Raw genomic sequence first — 20,437 nt, 5'->3', positions numbered from 1 at the left:
AATATGTTGTATGGGTAAAAGCAAGAAAAAAGTTCATGACTCTCCTGCTCATGTGAAGAGTAATGAGATTACAGTGCTTGATGTAATTAATCTTATATCATTAAAAAACATCTATGTAAAGGACTGGGACTATGTAAAAGATCATATCTCTATTCAAAAATCAAATACAAAGACGATTTATGAGGTTGTCATAAAAGATATCGATGGGGAGACTTATAACCTAAAGATGGAGCTTAAAACGTATTCTTAGAACAAATAAAAAAAATATTTGCAAATACAATAATATATTGTACTTTTACAAAAATAAATACAATCAATATATCAATTATTAATTTTTCGAAAAACAATTTTAAAAATCGAATATGAAAATTAGAAACCTCTCCAGATTAGCCTTAGCTGTTGCGATCAGTAGCGCAGTGATGCTTGAAGGCTGTAAGAAGTATGATGATGACATCACACGACTTGAACAAGGCATTGATCAGAATACTTCTGATCTGAGTACATTAAAATCTCAATTGCAATCAATTTCAGCTACGAACGTTGTTGAATCTGTTACTGCTATTTCAGGAGGTTTTAAAGTTACCTTTAAGAAACCCGACGGCAGTACATTCTCGTATGATATTGTCAATGGTACCAACGGCACGAATGGTACCAATGGAACGAATGGTGCACCAGGCACGATGTGGAAAATTGACGCAGCAACTTCTTTGTGGCAATCCTCAAGTGATGGTGGAGCAACATGGGTAAACACCACAATTAAAGCTAAAGGTGAAAACGGAACGGATGGAACTGATGGAACGGACGGAGCCGATGGAACTGATGGCACAAATGGCACAAATGGTACCAACGGGAAAGACGCAAAATTAGAAATTAAACCTGGTGCGGGTGGCAAGTATTACTGGTTTATAAATGACGCAAACACAAATGTAGTAGCCGCAGTTGGGGATATTTCCTTTATCCAAACTGATGGTGGATACAATGTCGCTATTACGGATGCGGATGGTACTGCGCAAGCGCCGATCTTTTTAGCCACTGAGGCCGTTGCTGTAAGTAGCCTGTCTTTAATTCCTGAATTGACCAATAGTAATACACCAGTTGTATTCTTTCCACGTGTAGTTGATGCAAATACGACACGAATGACAATTTTACAAGGATACGGTAACATTAAATATAATGTAAATCCATTTGGTGTAGCTACAGCAAATTATGATGCAACGGGCTTATTAACCCAAAATACAGATAAAGTGACTTTCCGTTCCACAGGAGCAGCAGTTAGTTCTAGTTTTGTATCGGCAGGTGCCTCGATGAAAACTTTTGGAGACATTACCGTAAAATACAAACCAACAAACGCAAATATGTTATTCCCGAAGGCAACAGATGCTGATGATTTGCATATTGCTCTACAGGTTAAAAATAATAAAGCGGCTTCTAACCAGCAGTTTGTTGCCTCTTCGTTTAATATTGCAAAAGAAGAGATTGTTGAAAAAGATGAGATTACCATCGAAAAATCAGCAAGAAATGCATCAGCAACAACAGATAAAGTAACGTTGTTAAATGGTGTTAACCCTACCTTTGCAGCAGGCGCCTTTATTGATGCTGGGTCAGCAAGTTCAACTTTAGCTCACACTAAGGTGTTGGCTGATGCTCGGACGGCTTCTCATTTCACTTTGCACTTTAAAAATGATGCTGAGAGTAATTTAGACAATAATTCAAATTATTCAGGTGGTATCGTTTTAGACGATGCGTTGAATGGATTCTATGCACGTACACAAATCAATAATGTGATTGTCTCTATGGACGACCACGGATTGAGCGACTATAATTTACGTTACGATCTGGATCATTATGCTCCGGCAGCTCAGGAAAGAGATTGGTTGGTTTTGGATCCGGAAACAGGTAAAATTTCTGTGAAGATTTCAACAACAAATTCGAACACTTACAACTCTGCAGCTATTAATAATTCAGCAGTGGTTCGTGTTAAAATTTTTGCTGGCTCAGGAAACGCAGCACCTCAGCTAATTGGTTCGCGTTTTATTAAAGTTAATTTTGTACAGGATGTAGCTCAAGATATTGCGGTTAACGGTACGGTAGCTCATCAGGTTGTTAGTGCCTTAAGTTCAACAAAAACAATAACTTGGAGTACACCATTAACCTTAGATGCAGCTTACAATAAAACCAGTAGATCTGCTGCTGACTTCCACTCTGTATATACCTTCACGCCAAGTGCAACAAATCCAGCAGGATTTACCTTTGATATGGCTAGCATGAATAACAGTACACAAGGAACAGCACGTGATTTGATGATTGCTAATACAGTTATGCCAGGAACGTATACTTTAACAGGTGAATACAGGTCTTCAATCTCTATTGATCCAGTAGTGAAAGTAACGATCACTGTGACTGTGGGTGGAAACTTAATTTCTTCATTAACCAAGGATACTCCATTCTGGGATACAGCATTGAGCTACGGTATTATTAACGGTAAACTTGTTGGAGCTGACTGGAAATTACAAGCTGATCTATGGGATTATTGGACTGAGACAGTAATCAGTAATCCAACTAAACCAGTAACTACGTATACTTATTCTGTTGTAAATCCATTGACAGGTATTACCGTGGTAGCTGATCAGGTGATCTTAAATGAAGCGCTTCTTGCTGGTCGTACAAAAGTGAATAATGGAGATGTAATTTTGAGAGTAACTAGAAGCGTAAATGGTGTTGTTTACGACTTGCCTCAACGTGACTTCAATGTTAAATTCATTAATCCTGTAAAAGCAATTACTGCCAAAGCACCTTATAAAGAATTTAAAGATAAGGAAGTTTCAGGAACGAATACTTCGAATGTAGATGTAAGAAGATTAATTAAATTATCGGATTTCAACAATGTTACTTTGTTTGACTTCAATAATAATCCTGCGAGCAATGTATTTAATGCAACATTGATCGGCGATTATGGCATCAGCGGTGTAAACAACACATTTAGTGTTACTGATGTTACCTTCACACGTGCAGAAAATGCAGCTGGAAATACGATCTCTCTACAAGGAGGTGCTAGTGCAAGTGTTGCTGGAGATAATTTAGTTTGGACAAATTCAGGCGCTAACTTACAACAACCAATTTACTTAGTTTATACGATTAAAGTAACGAACAAGTTTAACCTTGGTGATGTAGCGGTTACAAAATCTGAAGTTGTTAAAGAGGTTAAAATTAAAGTTAACCCAAACATTTAGAATTAAAAGTGGAATAGTTTGTTAAATTTTAGGGCGGCAATAACATGTCGCCCTTTTTTAAATTTTGTACCATGTCACAAGAATTAACTGAACTTTTATTTTGTATTCCGATAAGTACACTGATATTTCTGTTTACTTTATTCGTTTCGAGTTTTGTAAAAAAACAACCTCAAGATCTGGAATGACTGGAATTATATAACTAATTTAGAGTAATTATGAACCGAATTTATCTATTCGTTAGCCTACTCGTGTTTTTTTTATTGAGCTGTGAGAAGTCGAATCACCCTGTTCAAGAGGAAAAGAAATTTAGAACAGTCCTGGTGTATCTGGCGGCCGATAACAGCTTGGAATTGGAAGCGTATAAAAACATTGAGCAGATGATACAAGGTATTGGAGATATTGATGGTCATTTGGTTGTTTATACCAAATTACCCAATCAAGCTCCTGCTCTATACCAAATTTCCAACTCGGATAAACAAACGGATCGCAAAATCAAAATAAAAGAATATCCAAATCACAATTCTTCTGATCCAAGTACACTCAAAAGCGTTTTTGAGGATGTAAAACAAAACTTTGAGGCTTCCTCGTATGGTCTGATTCTATGGTCTCATGCTACAGGATGGATTCCACCAGGATCCGCGGGAATTAAGTTAAAATCTTTTGGCGATGATCAAGGAAGGGAAATGGATGTAAAAGATTTGGCAATGGCTCTGCCTGCTGGTCTGGATTTTATTCTTTTTGACGCATGTTCTATGGCCAGTTTAGAGGTCTTGTATGAAATAAAGGATAAGGCAAAATATTTTATTGCATCTCCGGGTGAGGTAATTTCAAATGGAATGCCATACGATAAAACCATCAATATTTTCTTTGAAAAAGGAGAGCAGGCCTATCACTCGATCGCTCAAAAGTATTTTCAACATTACAATGAAATGGACGGTTTATATCAATCGGCAACCATATCCGTTATCGATGCCGCAAAACTTGTTCAAATAGCCCAACTTACAAAGCAAATTTTAAGCACTCAAGCCCCCTTATTTTCTGATTTAAACAGAGATAAAATTCAGCGAATGGATTTTGATCGATTTACCAATCCTTTAATAGCCTTCGATTTTTTGGATTTTATTAACCAAAATTATTCTCCAGGAGGGACCGAAAACTTGAATAAAGTCGTTAATGAGACTGTCCGTTATACAGCAAATACTGCTTTTTTTAACGGATATGAAATTAACACTAATTCAGGATTAACTTGTTATGTGCCTAATGCTGAAAATGAAAACACGGTTCACAGCTATTACAGAACTTTAAAATGGTATAAAGACAGTGGATTTGATAAACTTTTCTAGTTCTATTAAATAGTAAAATACCTAGTATAGGGTATTTTTTCTATTCTTGATTTGGCCTATCTTTAATTTATCATAGGGGTCATACTAACCAAATCAATTCATTAACTATGAAAAAGTTAAAGATAAAAACAATCGAACAGGATTTAATTGAGCGGATCACGTTAATCAAGGATCGCATGCTTGAGAATGCTGTATTGAACAACAACAATACGACGGTATCTTTTATTACAAAAGATAATATTTTAGTGCAAATAAAAATTTATAAATAGACTAGTGAATTTATACGTTTTTAACCTGAATGACACCTGTTTTCTTAGGGGCAATTTTTGAAAAACTCATTCATTTTGAACATTCATCTTGCAGTGGATGATTAGGGTAGCTCAGGAGAGTGGTTAAAAAAGTGCTTTCTTGAACTTAGTAAAACCCATTCCAAGGAGTGGGTTTTACTTTTAAACCCGTTTCCCGGACAAACAATACATATACTCCATTGTCATCTCCCAAGCTCTATTCATGTTTTTGTTTTGAATTACTATAACTAGTGGTTGCAACTCCCGTGCGGATAGTTATTTAGTATGTATTTCTAAAGCTCGAAAATCGGGATTCCAAGCGGTCCAAAATAATTCTCTATTTTTGTCAGATGTTAAAACCACCAATCAGTATCATTGGAGCTGGAGCTGCTGGACTAATAGCGGCTTGGCGACTTGCTTTGAGCGGTTTCAAGGTTGATATCTATGAACAAAATAAGGCCGCTGCCCGAAAATTTTTGGTGGCTGGTCATGGTGGATTTAACCTGACCCATAGTGAAGATATCCATACGTTTCTGGAACGTTATGACAGGCTTGAGATACAGAAAATTGTCAAACATTTTGATAATCAATCGACCATCGCTTGGTTAAAGGAAATGGGTATTCCTACTTATGTAGGAAGTTCTGGGAAAATTTTCCCCCAAAAGGGAATAAAACCAATAACGGTCCTGCAGGCTATTCTGGGTAAACTAACTGATCTGGGCGTGCAGATTCATTATGGCTATCGAATGATTAATTTTGATGAATCATCGCTAACTTTTATGCATCAACAGAAATTAACCACCTTAAAGTATAAAAAGCTTATTCTAGCCGTAGGAGGAAGCTCTTGGTCTAAAACGGGTTCAGACGGCAAATGGGTGGATTTGTTGCGGGCAAAACAGATTGGAGTGAATGAACTCACCCCGGCAAATTCAGGGCTTAATACGCAAATTGATTTTTCTGAGTTGGCCGGTAAGATTTTGAAAAATTGTCAAATCAGGTTTTTGGATACATTAAAACATGGAGAGATCGTCTTTACGTCCTATGGAATTGAGGGATCTCCGGTATATTATATGAATCGTTTCATCCGTGATCAATCCTTCCCTCTGACCTTGTTTGTTGATTTAAAACCGTCGTATACAATCCAGGGTATTCAGAAGGAATTAAAGGGTAAGGCCAATATTGCAGCGGTTCTTAAAAATAGTATAAATCTTTCCCAGACGGGCATTAGGTTATTAAAATTCCTGGACAAACAAACCTATCTCGATCCTGTGAAATTAGCCTACACCATTAAAAATTTTCCTATTCAGGTTACTTCTTTTCGACCCGTTGATCAGGTTATCTCCAGTGCTGGGGGAGTACCTTTTGATGAACTCAACGAGTCCTTGGCCTTGAAAAAATACCTGAATGTTTATTGTGTTGGGGAGATGTTAGATTGGGAGGCGCCAACCGGTGGTTACTTGTTGCAGGCTTGTTTTAGTTGCGGTGTTTGGGTTGCTGATCACATTAAACAAGATTACTCAGGCCGGCCTTTTGCTGAAAATGAGGATTAAGCAAGTCGTCAAGTCTATTGCAAATCATCCTAAATTTCGTAAATTGTTCTCGGTAATAGCAATACCTAATTTTAAATAAATAACGATGACAACAGGACGATTAGAGGCATTTAGTGATGGCGTATTAGCGATTATTATAACCATAATGATTCTAGAATTGAAAGTTCCCACTGGATATGATTTGCATAATCTGATTCCTGTATTCCCAAAACTTCTGAATTATGTGTTAAGTTTTGTCTATGTCGGAGTATATTGGAATAACCATCATCATCTATTTCAAGCGATCACTAAAATCAATGGGGCTGTCCTTTGGGCAAATCTTCACCTCTTATTTTGGTTGTCATTGTTGCCTGTAGCAACAGGTTGGATGGGGGAACATTATACTGAAAAAGCACCTGTCGCAATTTATGGAGCAATCTTGCTGATGAGCAGCATCGCCTTTACCATTGTTGAAAAAGTCTCGTTAAAATTTGAAGGAAAAGAATCTACCTTGGCCAAATCAATCGGTAGCCAACGAAAAGAACTATTCTCCATTGTGGGTTACTTATTGGGTATCGGATCAACCATTGTATATCCTACGATTGGTATTTTGATATATTTTGTGATCGCCATGTTATGGATTATTCCAGACAAACGAATTGAGAAAATACTTGCTTAGATTTTATTTTCGATACGGTTGTTTGCGGCAGCGTGTGAGTCTCTGAATTTATTCTCCAGAGTGAATAAATACTTCATGACTGAATAAAACGTGTGAAACGAGGCTATATTAGTGCGCTGTTTTTGTTCCATAGCACCAAGATATTTTTCAAGGATCTGTGTTCACTTGCCTGAGTCAGCCCTGGCCATGATTGTACCCAGGGCCGACTCAGATAAGTGCTTAATTGGCAAATTGGCGTTTAGCTTTCTAGATTTTTCTTTCTTTTTTTCTTCCTTCTACCATACCAAATCATAAAGCCGCTCAGGGGTAGTGTGGCACAGATTGCACTGGTTGTAAAGGCGAGTATTTTTCCCCAAATCCCTCCAATGGCTCCAATGTGTATATCATAATTAGCATCCACTACCTTGTGGGCAAAGCTTTTGTCTTTGTAGTTTACGCTTTTAAGTAACTCAGCTGTATTGGGGTCAAATAACATCATATGACTGATGTGATAGGAATGATCCAACTCTTTGATATACACTTCGTATGGATGTTCCGGATGCGTATGTTCTAGGTGTTCGTAAGGAAATGTTATAAAATAGCTTGAGGCCAGGGGATGCAATTCAGCGGCCTGCTGACTGATTTTATCCAACATCTCCAATTGATAATTCTGTTGATCGATCGGGCGGATATAAGCGGAATAATCCGGAAAGGTCTCGCCTGGTTTTGCGAATGCAGAAAAGATTAAACCTTGGACAAAAAAGAAGGAATAAAAGGCTCCCGTAATGGTCAACACCAGCGCAAAAGGAAGGACATAAAATCCCAGGATATTGTGTAAATCATAGTTTTTACGCTTCCAGTTTTTTACATTTTTCCAGCGGAACCAGAATCGTTGTTTTATGGCTTTGCGTGATTTTGGCCACCATAGATACAGGCCCGAGAGCAACATCACGATAAAAATCAGACAAGGAATACCGACGATATATTTACCCCAGGTGGATTGAAGTAGCAGACTATAATGAATGTATTTTACAATATGAAAGAAGTTTAATTCTTCATTAATCATTTTTAAGACCTTCCCGGAATACGGATTTATGTAGACGGTTTTGTAACACACGAATTCATCAAAATAATTCCAAGCATTCTCATCCATCTCCAGATAGGTGAAGATATAGGATTTTTGTTTATCCAAGGGAATTTCCACCCAAAATACCGGATACTCCTCCTTGGAATAAGCCATAACATTTTTCTCCAGAGTGGCTAAAGGAAGCACCTTTTTATCTTGGACATCTGGCTCACGATGATAGATGATATCCTTTCTAAAAAAGGTGTCTATTTCCTTTTGAAAAGCATACAAGCATCCTGTAATGGAGGCAATTAAAACAATGCTGCCAACCGTCAGACCCAATATCAAATGGATCTTGCCGATAAGTTTGGTGAAAAGGTTCTTTTTTCTTGACATCCTAGAAGTTGTAGGTTAGGTTAGCGGAGAAAGATCTTAGTTTCTGTGGAACGGCATTACCCCAGCCTATCCAATATTTCTGATTGCTCAGGTTATCTAGTTTTATTCCTAGACGATATTTTGCTTTATAATCGTAAAAGACATTGGCATTGATCAGTACATATTCAGGCAGTTCGATGGTACCCAAACTGACCGAATTAACCACATCGTACGCACTGGCATAATTACTGCCTATTCCCAGACCCAAACCTTTAACAGGTCCATTCAATATGCTATAACTGGCATAAAAATTCGCCAAATAGGGGGAGGTTGCTGTGCCTGGACGTCTTCCTTGAACATCTGCATCCGCTTTGATGTATTCCGAATGATTAAAGGCAAAACCGGCTAGTATATTCAATCCGTTGATTGGTGTTCCTTGGATCTCTAACTCGACCCCCTGGCTCAAACGGGTCCCGTCTTGAACCATTTCCCCGGTTGTACTGGTTGGAATTCCACGTAAAACATTTTCTACATTCACATGGTAGTATGATACTGTTCCGTTCAAGCGTTTCCCGAGAAGCTCGACTTTCGAGCCAAATTCCCATTGATTGGCGTGTTCTGGAACTGCACTTTTGCTCACACCTCCTTCGGCCATATACATTCCTTTATTGGTGAAACTGTTCTGATAGCTCCCAAAAATCGACCAGATTGACTTAATGGGTTGGTAAACCAAACCAAATTTTGGTGATAATGTTGTTTGATTGTATTTTTCAGATTCAACAGCTCCCAGGAGTCCTCCCGTATTGTCAAAATGATCTACCCTTAATCCAGCCATAAAGTTTAACTTGGGGGTTATATCTAGAACATTCGCAATATATGCGCTATAGGTTTCAGTGGTCCCGTCCATCGGATAAGTAAAGTCAATTTCGCCTTTGGCGTATTTATCGGACATGTTCTGTCCATTAAAACCAGACAAATCGAACCCAGTATTTCTTAAATCAATGACATCATAGGTGCTGCCATAAAAATACTGATCATCTTTTACCCGTAGAAAATCCAAGCCAAGAACCGTTCTATTGCGCATGGAACCGATTTTAAAATCTGCATTAAAATTTTGTTGAATTTGAAAGTAACTTTTCTGACTCTCGGTAGTTGATTGATCAGCACGAGTTAGGTAGTCGGCGCCGATATCCTGCGGATTTTCCGATATCGCTGAATTTGGAAGAAAATAATAATAGGCCCCAAATCCATCAGAATAATTTTTGGAATATGAAATATTAGTGCTTGATTTTAAAAAAGCAGAAAGCTCATAATCTAAACTGCCAAAGAGGTTTAGATTTCTATAATCTTGCTCCAGACCATCACCCTGGAAGGATGTCTTATAATCGATTGGAAAATCTTTGATGGATCTTACTCCATATTGTGTGTTGTGGTAATAAAAGCCAAGCATTTGTCCTAGGTTGCTACTCTTTCCTCGGGTATACTCCCCCTCTAGGGTTAAATGAGTACGAGGATTTGGGCTATAGGTAAAAGTTGGACTAATAAAAAAATACGAAGTATTTAGTTCTTTATTTTGGAAAGAGGCCTCGGTGTTATAGGCTGCATTTACTCTGAATAACGCCGATTTTTGTTTGTTTAAAACAGTGTTTAGATCCAATTGTCCACGGAATAAATGATTTGATCCCCCGGATAAACTAGCCGTACCAAAGTTGTAATTCTGCGCTTTTTTTGTAATCCTGTTAATCATCCCACCATACCCAGCAAGTACATTTCCAAAAAGGGTTCCTGAAGGGCCTTTTAATACTTCCAAACGCTCCAAGTTTGCCGCATCAACCGTTCCTGATATCCCGCCTGCTAAACCATTTCTCAACGTATTGGAAGAAACAAAACCCCTTAGGCTTACATAGGCTCCTCCATCCCCAGATCGGCTGGTTGCGTTCCATATATTTTGAAGCCCGGTGATATTTCGGACCCCTTCATCAATAGTGAAAATGAGCTGTTGATCTAAAAGTTTACGATCAATGACGCTATATACTTGGGCATTTTCAAGATTTTTTAACGGAATTTTTGCAACATTATACGTCGGCTTTTCCAAGACCATCGGTGTTTTATAGCCTGTCACATGGACCTCTTCCATTTGAATTTGATTTGTTTTAACGGTGATTAGTCCGATATAATGATCCTTGCTTTGAATTTTGAAGGCCTGAGCATAGACTTCCTTGTTCTGGTATTGGATGTGAAGCGTATAATTGCCCTTCTGAGGGAGATCAAAAGAAAACGCCCCATCTTGATCGGCCTGAACCTTTAGGTTTAAGGTGTCTAAAGATACCGTTGCCCCGGCTAGAGGCTCCAAATATTCTGTTTGTATCTTACCGGAAACATGAACTTGTGCTTGGGCAAAAAAAGCGATGCACATCAGGATGCTGCTTAGTATATATTTTTTCATTTGTTTTAAAATTGTCTGTCAAATGTAAATCTTATTTAGATTAATTAAAAACAAGCAATTTAAGTTTTGCATAATAACCTGGTTATCAGTACAATGAAATTCTATAGAATGTAAAGAATTTAAGAGATAGGAGAATAAGAGAGGAGTTGATCAAATCTTATCGGATGCTTTAGTGCATCAATAAGTTCTTTGCGCAGTGAAAAAAGAAGAGCAGATTTCTCAAGAGTTGGACGGAGAGATGTTACTCTAAAGTCCGTTGGAGTTCAGGATTTCTTTTACTTTATTTTTAACATAATCATTTTCAAAATAGGTATAAATATGTTCCCCAGGACAATTGGTGGTTCCGCAATAGTCTTGATGGGTTGCAATAGTTTCAGCAGAGATAGCATATTGTTCACAGAAGCCGGCAATTAATTGGGTCAGAACTTGGAGCAGATGCTCGTCAAGTTTTTGCTGGTTGTAATTTCCCAAAAAAGAAATTAAGAGATGTCCGCTGGGGTCATAATCGGTATTGGTTTCTCCAACTGTTAATGGATCTCTACCTTGATATACGGTTCCATCGGGTGCTATTAAATAATGATAGGGAATATCCGTCCATCCTCTATCGCTTCCCATGCACCAAGTTTGTATGTTTTTTAACCTTTGGGTAGCCAGATCGCTCTTTTTTAAAACTTTTCCCCCTTCATGATGGATGGTTATACGAACCGGTTTATGCTTTTTAAATGGGCGTGCTTGTTGTGCATTCCAGCTGCTTCTGGGCATAATTTTCACCTGTTTTAATTTTGGTGTGAGGGGTTGATTGGTTTTTGAATGGTAAGATGAGGCTGGTTGCGATTTTTCTTTTTTGAGCGCACAACCGCTAAAAAACAACATACAGAGGATCAAGAATAAAGGTAACAAATTCATAAAATTGAGATATAAGTTCCCAGACCTTTAGAGCGTGGGGAGTTTATAAGCAAGATACGTTAAATTGTGAATTATCAACTCGGTATGCACTCGTTGGTTTGCTTTTTTTTCGGTTACTTTATAGCAAATTTCGTTCTTCCGGGAAATAGTTAATGCTCTCGGGTTAAGTTCACATTTTTATGAAGGTGTTTATTTTTGTTTTTTTTGGAGTTATTATAAATTCTGGGGTCTTTGCTCAAACACTTAAGGATGAGCGTCGTAATGAATCTTTAAAGATATTGCTAATCTCGGATTTAAACGATAGTTACGGTTCATTGACTTACAGTGAGCAGGTACACGATGTTGTTAAACAAATCGATCGTCTAGAACCTGACCTTGTTTTATGCGCGGGGGACATGGTTGCCGGGCAGAAGAAATCCTTAACGGTAGACCAATTGAATGCGATGTGGGCTAGTTTTTTACGGGATGTGCTAGATCCCATTGCTGAACGCGGTTTACCATTTGGCTTTACATTGGGAAACCATGATGCTTCACCGAATTACACCAATGACCGCAAGGCCGCCTCTAGTTTCTGGATAGCAAATAAGCAAAAGACTGGCCTTACCTTTATCGATGACGAGCATTTTCCATATTACTTTTCATACATTAAAAACAATATTTTTATCATCAGCTGGGATGCCTCTTCTTCCAACATTCCTGATCAGGTAAAACGCTGGATGCAAGGACAATTGGAGTCAAATAGTGCAAAAAAAGCTCGTGGAAGAATCGTTATGGGGCATTTACCCCTTTATGCGATCGTGGAGGCTAAAAATAAAATGGGAGAGGTTCTGCAGGAATCCGATCAAACACTTTCCTTTTTTAAGACCCACCGGGTTGACATGTATATCTCAGGTCACCAGCATGTATTTTATCCAGCTTCCAAGGAAAAGGTAACGCTCCTGCATGCGGGGTGTTTAGGAGGAGGTCCGCGTGGACTTATAGGACATGATGGCCCTGTGTATAAATCCTATGCGGTTATTGAAATTCCTAGAAGCTCGCGTGTTAAAAAAGCCAAAATCCAAGGATATATTGCCAGAGACCATTCACAAATTAACATCCGTAATTTACCTGAGCAAGTGCGTGGATTTAACGGCCATGTTGAACGAATAGATTAATGTCCTGGTTTTGGATAAAGACGGGAAAACGGTTTTTACTCCCTTACAAAGGATTGCTCTAGGCTTTTAGTTTTTTATTTCTATTTTTGTAAATAGTTTCTAATCATAGATAACCAATAAAACCTGTTAATCTCAATACTTAACATCAGGTTAATATTAGAATTTTAAATTTGTGCCAATTTAGTTTTGAGCTTTTCAAAGATTTCAATTAATGGAGGTAAGCAAGCGTATACAAATTAATTTAAAAGCGGGAGATCTTTCTGCTTTTGAAGTGGTATTTGAAGCTTACAGCCCAAGTATTTACAGTTTAGCCGTAAAACTTTTAAAAAATAAAGAGCTGGCGCAAGAAATTGTTCAGGAAACTTTTCTAAAATTATGGCTTACCCGAAGTGATTTGGATCTCAGTCGAGAAATTTGGCCATTCCTATATGTGATTGCCAAGAGACTTTGTTTTAATCAGCTGCGAACTATTAAATATGATTTGGCTTACCAACAGGAATTGATCCATCATATCCATGATTCTTTTGAGGATTCTAGATCAAACCTCCGGGATATCCAGTTTTTACTTCAACGGTCTGTTGAACGGTTGCCAGAAAGGCAACGTCAGGTTTGGCTGATGAGCCGAGAACAAGGAAAATCACATAAGGAGATTGCCGATGAATTGGGTATTTCACCCAATACGGTTAAAAATAACATGGTTCAAACCTTAAAAACCCTCCGCAACGTCTTTCAAAAGGCAGATTATTTTTATCTATATATTTTTTTGTTTTTCTTATAGTCCTCTCTCTGGTTTCATGTGTACTAAGAGATATAGACTAAATATTCAAAGTGCAAGAAGAACGATTCAAATACCTCATTAAAAAATATTTAAACAATTCCATTGATCAACAGGAGCTCCGTGAATTTTTTTCTTCATTGGATCGGTATGAGCATTTGCTTGAGCAGGAAATTGATCAACAGGAGATTTTACCCCAGGAGGATGACTTTTCGAGTCAACCTGCTTTTGAGAAACTTGTTCAATCTGAACGCTTTAAATCTTCCAGAAAAATCAAACGGATTAATCTTTATACGCTTGCAGGGGTTGCGGCTTGTGCGCTATTCGTTTTAGGGATTTCACTTTATCCCTGGAGCAACTCATCCAATGATCGTCTTTTGAGCCAGAATAATTCCAGCTCAGAGAATGTCGTTTCTAGCCTAACGGAGGACAAGGGGGGAGCCATTAGACTCGCTGATGGAACGCAACTAGAGTTGGAAGACATTGCTCAACAGCAAGTCAATTATGATGGCGTGCTACTCTCAAAAGGTGAAGATAATCTGATTAAAATTTCGCTTGTCAATGCCCTTAAACCTAAGGCAAATGAATTTCATGAATTTTCGACAAAAAGAGGGGTCAGTTATAGTTTGTTGTTGCCCGATGGAACAAAGGTGCATCTTAATTCCAGTTCTCGACTTAAATTGAGCGCGGGCTTTAACGAAGCTAACCGTGATTGTGAACTTATCGGTGAGGCTTATTTTGATGTCAAGCATAACAAAGAGAAAATGTTTAGCGTGAAAACTTCTGATCAACTCATCCAGGTCTATGGGACGCAGTTTAATATCAAGTCCTATCCATCAAGCACTGGATCGAATACCAGTTTAGTAGAAGGCTTGGTGCATGTATCTGCCAAAGGTCGTGAATTGCAATTAATGCCGGGAGAACAAGCAACGATTTCTTCCCTTGGTGTTCTTGGGAAAAATAAGGCAAATCTTCGTGAAGTATTAGCTTGGAGAGAGGGTTACTTTAGGTTCTCTAATTTGGGAATTAAAGAAATTATGAAGGATATCATGAACTGGTATGCTGTTGAGGAAATCGTTTATGAAAGTAATACCAATGAATTTTTTACAGGTTCTATTCAACGCAGTAGAAGCTTAAAAGATGTGTTGGCTGGAATAGAAAAAATTTCAAATCTGAAATTTGAAATTAGAGGAAGGAGGGTATTCGTAAGAAATTAATACCCTAAATAAATGAAAAATACGGAAGCGCGGCAACGCTCCCGCTATTTTGTATGGATAAAAACCTTATTAACAGTGAATTATTTACCCTATACTAATCAAATGTATCATTTTTTTACCAAAAATCCCTATTCCCAGAACCTAGGGGTTAACAAAATTTTGTTAATTATGAAACTGGTTTCGATGTTGTTACTCGGATCCATGCTACAGCTTAGCGCGTCTACTTTCGGACAAAAAATAACTGTGCATGCCAAACAAGCAACTCTACATGATATTTTGCAGGATATACAAAATCAAACAAAGTATGATTTTTTGTATAGCAACACCCAGGTGAAGAATCTCAAACCGATGAATGTCTCTATGCAAAATAAAGATATCAAAGAGGTTCTTCATAAGGTATTAACGCCTCAAGGATTGGTTTATTTTTTCGAGAATAACATGGTCCTTATTAAAACCCGGACAGAGTTGTCATCACCCGATATACAAATGCAGTCCTTGATTCAGGGGTACGTGAAAGACGAAAACAATAAACCTGTGCTAGGCGCATCCGTTACCCTGCTCAACAGCAATTTAGCCACCTCTACTGATGAACGGGGTTATTTTAGTCTTCAAAGTGCAGTGAAAAGTAACCGTATTTTAATTAGTGCCTTAGGGTATGAGTCACAGGAATTACAAGCGACAACTGAACAACCACTACAGATTATTTTAAAGGAAGCAATTAGTGATTTAGACGAAGTAGTGGTGGTGGGTTATGGCGTTCAAAAAAGGGCGCACCTGACCGGAGCAGTTTCTCAAGTAAATGCCGAAGATATTGCTTTGCGTCCTGATGCGAATATCGCTGCCAGCTTACAAGGCTTAATGCCAGGATTGAATATCCAGATGAACAATGGTGATCCTACTGAAACGCCGGACATCAATGTACGCGGCTTCAATTCAATTAACGGAGGAAGTCCATTGGTATTAATTGATGGAATCGAGGGTGATATTACCAGGGTTAATCCAAGTGATATTGAGAGTGTTACGGTTTTAAAAGATGCGGCTTCGGCATCCATTTATGGAGCTCGTGGCGCTTTTGGCGTTATTTTAATCACCACTAAAACCGGTAAATCAGGAAGTATTTCTATTGCGTATACCAATAATTTCGGCTGGACTACTCCAACCGCTAGAACGGATTACATTACAGATCCTTATGTTTACGGCAAGACCGTGGATGCAGCTTTATACGGTTATAACGGAACCTCTTATACCAATTACAATGAGATGGATTGGGAGACGATCCAAATGGTTGCCCGTGGAGAAATTGAACCGTTCCATGAGTTGCAAAACGACGGTACCAATAAACTATTTTACAAATCGAACTGGTGGGATTATCTTTTTAGAAAGAACCAAGCCTCTAACTTTCACAACATTTCCATCTCAGGGGGAGGTGATAAATTGAAGGGGTATCTTTCGGGAAGAATCTATGAGCGTCAGAGCATCAATAACATCAATAAAGATGCAAATATGGACCGTCAGAATATGAAGGCCAATTTAGTCTTCACACCCAATTCGTGGCTAGAGGTATCCAATAATATTCAGTTTATCAATGAACAGGATAAAGATTATGGAGGGTATTCCAACGGGTTTGGGGGATTGTGGAGTACAACAACCTGGTACAATTTAATGGCGTTTTATCCCATTATGGTGGATGGCGTTCCTACCGATATAGGTACAGGGACCGGAGGCCAAGGAGGTAGTGCCGGTATGCATTCAGGAAGAACCTGGCGTTTATTTAATAATGAAGAATTTACCAATACATTCAGGGTAGTTGCAAAACCCATCGAAGGTTTGCAAATTAATTTTGATTACAGCAATCGAATTGAAAATACCTCGCGTACTTTCCGTTTAAATCCCTTCGAGTATCTGGCTGGTAATAAATTGACACACACCACTGTTGGTCTTAACCGTTTAAGCGAATACCGCTGGAAGGATAAATACAATGCCTTAAATTTATTTGCTACCTATGCCAAAAGCATTGGTTCAAAGCATAACTTGAAAATTCTGGCAGGTTACAACCAGGAAATGTTTGATAGAGATCGTGTAGCGGCTACAGGAGATGAATTATTGATCGAAGATCTGTCGAATCTATCCCTTGCTACAGTGATGAACTCGATCTCCGGATCGGCAACAAATTGGGCTATTCAAGGCTATTTTGGTCGTTTGAATTACGATTTTGACAATAAATACCTCTTGGAGGTAAATGGACGCTATGATGGTTCCTCTCGCTTTCCAAGCACAAGCCGTTGGGGATTATTTCCTTCCTTGTCGCTGGGCTGGCAAGTCGATCGGGAAAATTTCTGGCAGCCAATACGTCCTTATGTGTCAGCCTTTAAACTCAGAGGATCTTATGGTAAATTAGGGAATCAGACGGTGGATGTCAATACCTTCAAAGAGTTAATGTCTGTTGGGGTGTCGAATTGGTTAAATAATGGATCGCAATTGATTTACGCTTCCTCTCCCGGACCACTTCCCAATGTAGTGACCTGGGAATCGACAAAAAGTATCAATCTAGGTGCAGATATTGGACTATTAAACAATAAAATGTTCTTGAATGTTGATTGGTATCGTAAAGATGTGGAAGGTATGTATTTACCAGGGGAGCCTTTGCCTGCTGTATTTGGGGCAAATGAACCGAAAGAAAATTACGCCTCTTTAAAGAATACTGGTTATGAAATTGGTTTGAGTTACCAGGACAAATTTGATTTAGCGGGTTCTCCTTTTAATTTTAATGTATCTGCAAATGTTTCGAATTTCAAAGGAATCATTACACGTTATAATAATTCTCAAGGACTCTTAAGTTCTTATTATGAGGGCCAACGACTCGGAGAGATCTGGGGATACCACGTGGATGGTCAGTTTCAAAGCGATCAAGAAGCCCTAGATTATCAGAATTCATTTGAAAATCCGGAGAATAATCTGTCCATGGTATATAACGATATCCTTAATATTATGCAAAACAGTGAATGGAATCATTTGCGGGCAGGGGACATCAAGTACATTGATTTAAACAAGGACGGAAAAATAGACAAAGGAGACAACACAGTGAAGAACCATGGTGACTTGCAACGCATTGGTAATTCCATGCCACAGTTTCCATTTGGGCTGAACCTAAATATGCGCTGGAAGGATTTTGATATGGCCATAGCAGTAGCTGGTGTTGCACGTCAGGATTGGTATCCAACAGGTGATTTATATTGGGGATCTTACCAAAGGCCTTATCTATCGTTCATTCGTAAAGACATGGTGGACAACGCTTGGACTCCAGAACAAACACAGAACACCTATCCCCAAATCTATCGTGGTTATTCCTCTTTGGGTTCTGGTAGATCACTGTATGAACTCAATGATTATTATTTGAAGAATTTGGGTTATATCAGAGTGAAGAATTTTAGTGTAGGCTATACTTTACCTAAAGCCTGGACGCAAAAAGTTAAGCTGGATAAATTCCGGGTTTTCTTTAGCGGTGAAAATATCCTGACCTGGAGCTTTGGTGGTCTGACCAAATATTTGGATCCCGAACAAGCTGGAGGCGCGGTGAATTATTCTTCACCTGCTTCTGCCGATGATCGCGGAGATCTTCGTAGTTACCCAATGGGTAAGACCTTTTCTTTTGGTGTCATGTTAAATCTATAATGTTCAGAACAAATGAAAAACTCTAAATATAATTTATACACAATTGCAGCGATGAGCGTATTGTTTTTTGGCTCATGCAATAAGGATTTTCTAGAGCGTCCTGCGGAGGATCAGGTAGAAGCTCCCTATTTTTTCAATACGGCGAAAGATCTGGAGGTAGCAACCAACGATATGTATTCCTTTTTGGCAACCACTACCGTGTATACGGAAGATGCCAGCTCAGATAATTTAATGCCTTTGAATCCTGCCAATAAGGTTAAGGGCAATCGAATTGTTCCAGTGGCTAGTGGATCAGGAGGATGGGCATGGGGAGATTTACGTAAGATCAATTACTTTCTTGCTAATTACCATAAGGTTCCAGACCAACAGGCAAAGGATAAATACAGTGGAATAGCTCGGTTTTTTAGGGCGTATTTCTATTACGATAAAGTGAAAACCTTTGGCGATGTGCCTTGGTATTCGAAGGTATTGGATGCAAAAGACCCTGATCTATACAAAGCTCGCGATTCAAGAGAGTTGGTTATGGATTCTGTGCTCGCAGATTTGGATTACGCGATTCAACATATTCCTGCGCAGAAGGAGGTTAACCTGATTACCAAATACACTGCGTTATTACTCAAGTCAAGAGTCGCTTTATTTGAGGGAACCTTTCGTAAATATCATAAAATTGATGGGTATGAAAAATACCTAAATGAAGCCGTAAAAGCCTCATCCGAGTTGATAAACAGTAGGGCTTATTCCTTGTATACCGAAGGTGGAAATCAAGCTGCTTACCGCAATTTGTTTGCTCGGGATAAACAAGATGCTATCGAGACCATCTTAGCTGTCGATTATGAATTTGGGCTTAAAGTGCATAGTTTAGCATCAACCTTTACCTCACCGACCTCGGGAGCCTATGGCTTAATGAAAGACATGGTAAATAGTTATTTGATGACCGATGGTTCTCGCTTCACAGATAAAAATGGTTACCAGACGATGTCTTATTTCCAGGAAATGCAAAACCGCGATCCACGGTTAATCCAAACCACAGCAGGTCCAGATTTTAGAGTTAACGGAGAGAGTAAAAACGAACCCGTTACCTTAAATATTACCACCACGGGTTATCGTTTGATTAAAGCGCTCCCTAACCGTGCCCAGTGGGCAACGGGAGGGTCGGTTTTTGATATTATATTGTTTAGATATGCTGAGGCGCTATTGGTGTATGCCGAGGCTAAAGCTGAACTGATGACCCTAACTCAGGGTGACCTGGATATGTCCATCAATAAATTAAGAGATAGAGTTGGCATGCCTGCTTTAAGTTTGTCTCAGGCGAATAGCCTGCCGGATCCCTATTTGGAGCAAATGTACCCCAATGTTCAGGCAGCAAATAAAGGGGTTATTCTTGAGATACGCCGTGAACGCCGAATTGAATTATTCAATGAGGGACAACGATGGGACGATCTGATGCGTTGGAAAGAAGGACAGAAATTAACCAAACCTATGGTTGGTGTTTATTTTTCGGGGACTGGAAGTCATGATTTTACAGGAGACGGGAATGCTGATGTGTATGTCCATACCGGTAATACCTCTTCTGCACCTTCCTCGGTGAGCTCCATGATCAATATAAATCAAAGAACTTTGCGCAACCCCATCACAGGGGAACAGAAAGCGACTTCTGGAAACTTGGATCCATTCGCTCAAGGTGGAGTTTTTGTGGAGGGCCGGGATTATTATGCGCCCATTCCTTCCGAGGATTTAACATTGAATAAAAATCTAGTTCAAAACCCAGGTTGGCAATAA

General features: G+C 38.9%; 14 protein-coding genes. 11 read left to right on the top strand and 3 right to left on the bottom strand.

Annotated elements, in window-relative coordinates; genetic code table 11:
* The first annotated feature begins 10 nt into the window (after positions 1-10).
* The 6 genes from AC6CHH_RS11180 (at position 11) to AC6CHH_RS11155 (ending at position 7,068) form a co-directional block, all read left to right on the top strand.
* Positions 11-250: a hypothetical protein gene (locus AC6CHH_RS11180; protein WP_498282824.1), complete on the top strand. Its 240-nt coding sequence runs from the start codon at positions 11-13 to the stop codon at positions 248-250.
* A 112-nt stretch (positions 251-362) separates the two neighbouring features.
* Positions 363-3,230, top strand: coding sequence for a hypothetical protein (locus tag AC6CHH_RS11175; protein WP_498282822.1), 2,868 nt, complete (start codon positions 363-365; stop codon positions 3,228-3,230).
* A 215-nt stretch (positions 3,231-3,445) separates the two neighbouring features.
* Positions 3,446-4,573: a clostripain-related cysteine peptidase gene (locus tag AC6CHH_RS11170; protein ID WP_498282820.1), complete on the top strand. Its 1,128-nt coding sequence runs from the start codon at positions 3,446-3,448 to the stop codon at positions 4,571-4,573.
* A gap of 107 nt (positions 4,574-4,680) precedes the next feature.
* Positions 4,681-4,842 (top strand): hypothetical protein, encoded by a 162-nt coding sequence (locus AC6CHH_RS11165; RefSeq protein WP_498282818.1) that lies wholly within the window; start codon positions 4,681-4,683, stop codon positions 4,840-4,842.
* Positions 4,843-5,210: 368 nt separating this feature from the next.
* Positions 5,211-6,410: a TIGR03862 family flavoprotein gene (locus AC6CHH_RS11160; RefSeq protein ID WP_498282816.1), complete on the top strand. Its 1,200-nt coding sequence runs from the start codon at positions 5,211-5,213 to the stop codon at positions 6,408-6,410.
* A gap of 85 nt (positions 6,411-6,495) precedes the next feature.
* The gene (locus tag AC6CHH_RS11155) at positions 6,496-7,068 is read left to right on the top strand and encodes a TMEM175 family protein (protein ID WP_498282814.1); all 573 of its coding nucleotides are present in this window, start codon (positions 6,496-6,498) and stop codon (positions 7,066-7,068) included.
* 238 nt (positions 7,069-7,306) lie between these two features.
* Here the strand turns inward: AC6CHH_RS11155 and AC6CHH_RS11150 are convergent, their stop codons facing one another.
* The 3 genes from AC6CHH_RS11150 to AC6CHH_RS11140 form a co-directional block, all read right to left on the bottom strand.
* Positions 7,307-8,509: a PepSY-associated TM helix domain-containing protein gene (locus tag AC6CHH_RS11150; RefSeq protein WP_498282812.1), complete on the bottom strand. Its 1,203-nt coding sequence runs from the start codon at positions 8,507-8,509 to the stop codon at positions 7,307-7,309.
* Between the two features lies 1 nt (position 8,510).
* On the bottom strand, positions 8,511-10,934 hold the full coding sequence (locus AC6CHH_RS11145) for a TonB-dependent receptor domain-containing protein (RefSeq protein WP_498282810.1): 2,424 nt from the start codon (positions 10,932-10,934) through the stop codon (positions 8,511-8,513).
* Between the two features lie 246 nt (positions 10,935-11,180).
* Positions 11,181-11,840: a peptidoglycan recognition protein family protein gene (locus AC6CHH_RS11140; protein ID WP_498282808.1), complete on the bottom strand. Its 660-nt coding sequence runs from the start codon at positions 11,838-11,840 to the stop codon at positions 11,181-11,183.
* A gap of 179 nt (positions 11,841-12,019) precedes the next feature.
* On the opposite strand from AC6CHH_RS11140, the gene AC6CHH_RS11135 reads away from it, so the two are divergent.
* The 5 genes from AC6CHH_RS11135 to AC6CHH_RS11115 all read left to right on the top strand — a co-directional run bounded on the left by AC6CHH_RS11135 (position 12,020) and on the right by AC6CHH_RS11115 (position 20,437).
* Positions 12,020-12,994 carry a metallophosphoesterase family protein gene (locus AC6CHH_RS11135; protein WP_498282806.1) on the top strand — a complete coding sequence of 325 codons (975 nt, stop codon included), beginning with the start codon at positions 12,020-12,022 and terminating at the stop codon, positions 12,992-12,994.
* Positions 12,995-13,205: 211 nt separating this feature from the next.
* Entirely contained in the window at positions 13,206-13,772 is a 567-nt protein-coding gene (locus AC6CHH_RS11130; RefSeq protein ID WP_498282804.1) for an RNA polymerase sigma-70 factor, read from the top strand.
* Positions 13,773-13,822: 50 nt separating this feature from the next.
* Complete coding sequence (locus AC6CHH_RS11125; RefSeq protein ID WP_498282802.1) at positions 13,823-14,986, top strand: FecR family protein; 1,164 nt, start codon at positions 13,823-13,825, stop codon at positions 14,984-14,986.
* 12 nt (positions 14,987-14,998) lie between these two features.
* Positions 14,999-18,658 carry a TonB-dependent receptor gene (locus tag AC6CHH_RS11120; protein WP_498282800.1) on the top strand — a complete coding sequence of 1,220 codons (3,660 nt, stop codon included), beginning with the start codon at positions 14,999-15,001 and terminating at the stop codon, positions 18,656-18,658.
* Between the two features lie 12 nt (positions 18,659-18,670).
* Positions 18,671-20,437 carry a RagB/SusD family nutrient uptake outer membrane protein gene (locus AC6CHH_RS11115; protein WP_498282798.1) on the top strand — a complete coding sequence of 589 codons (1,767 nt, stop codon included), beginning with the start codon at positions 18,671-18,673 and terminating at the stop codon, positions 20,435-20,437.

Source organism: Sphingobacterium sp. GQ94 (assembly GCF_059758715.1).
This window is presented reverse-complemented; position numbering and strand designations above follow the sequence as displayed.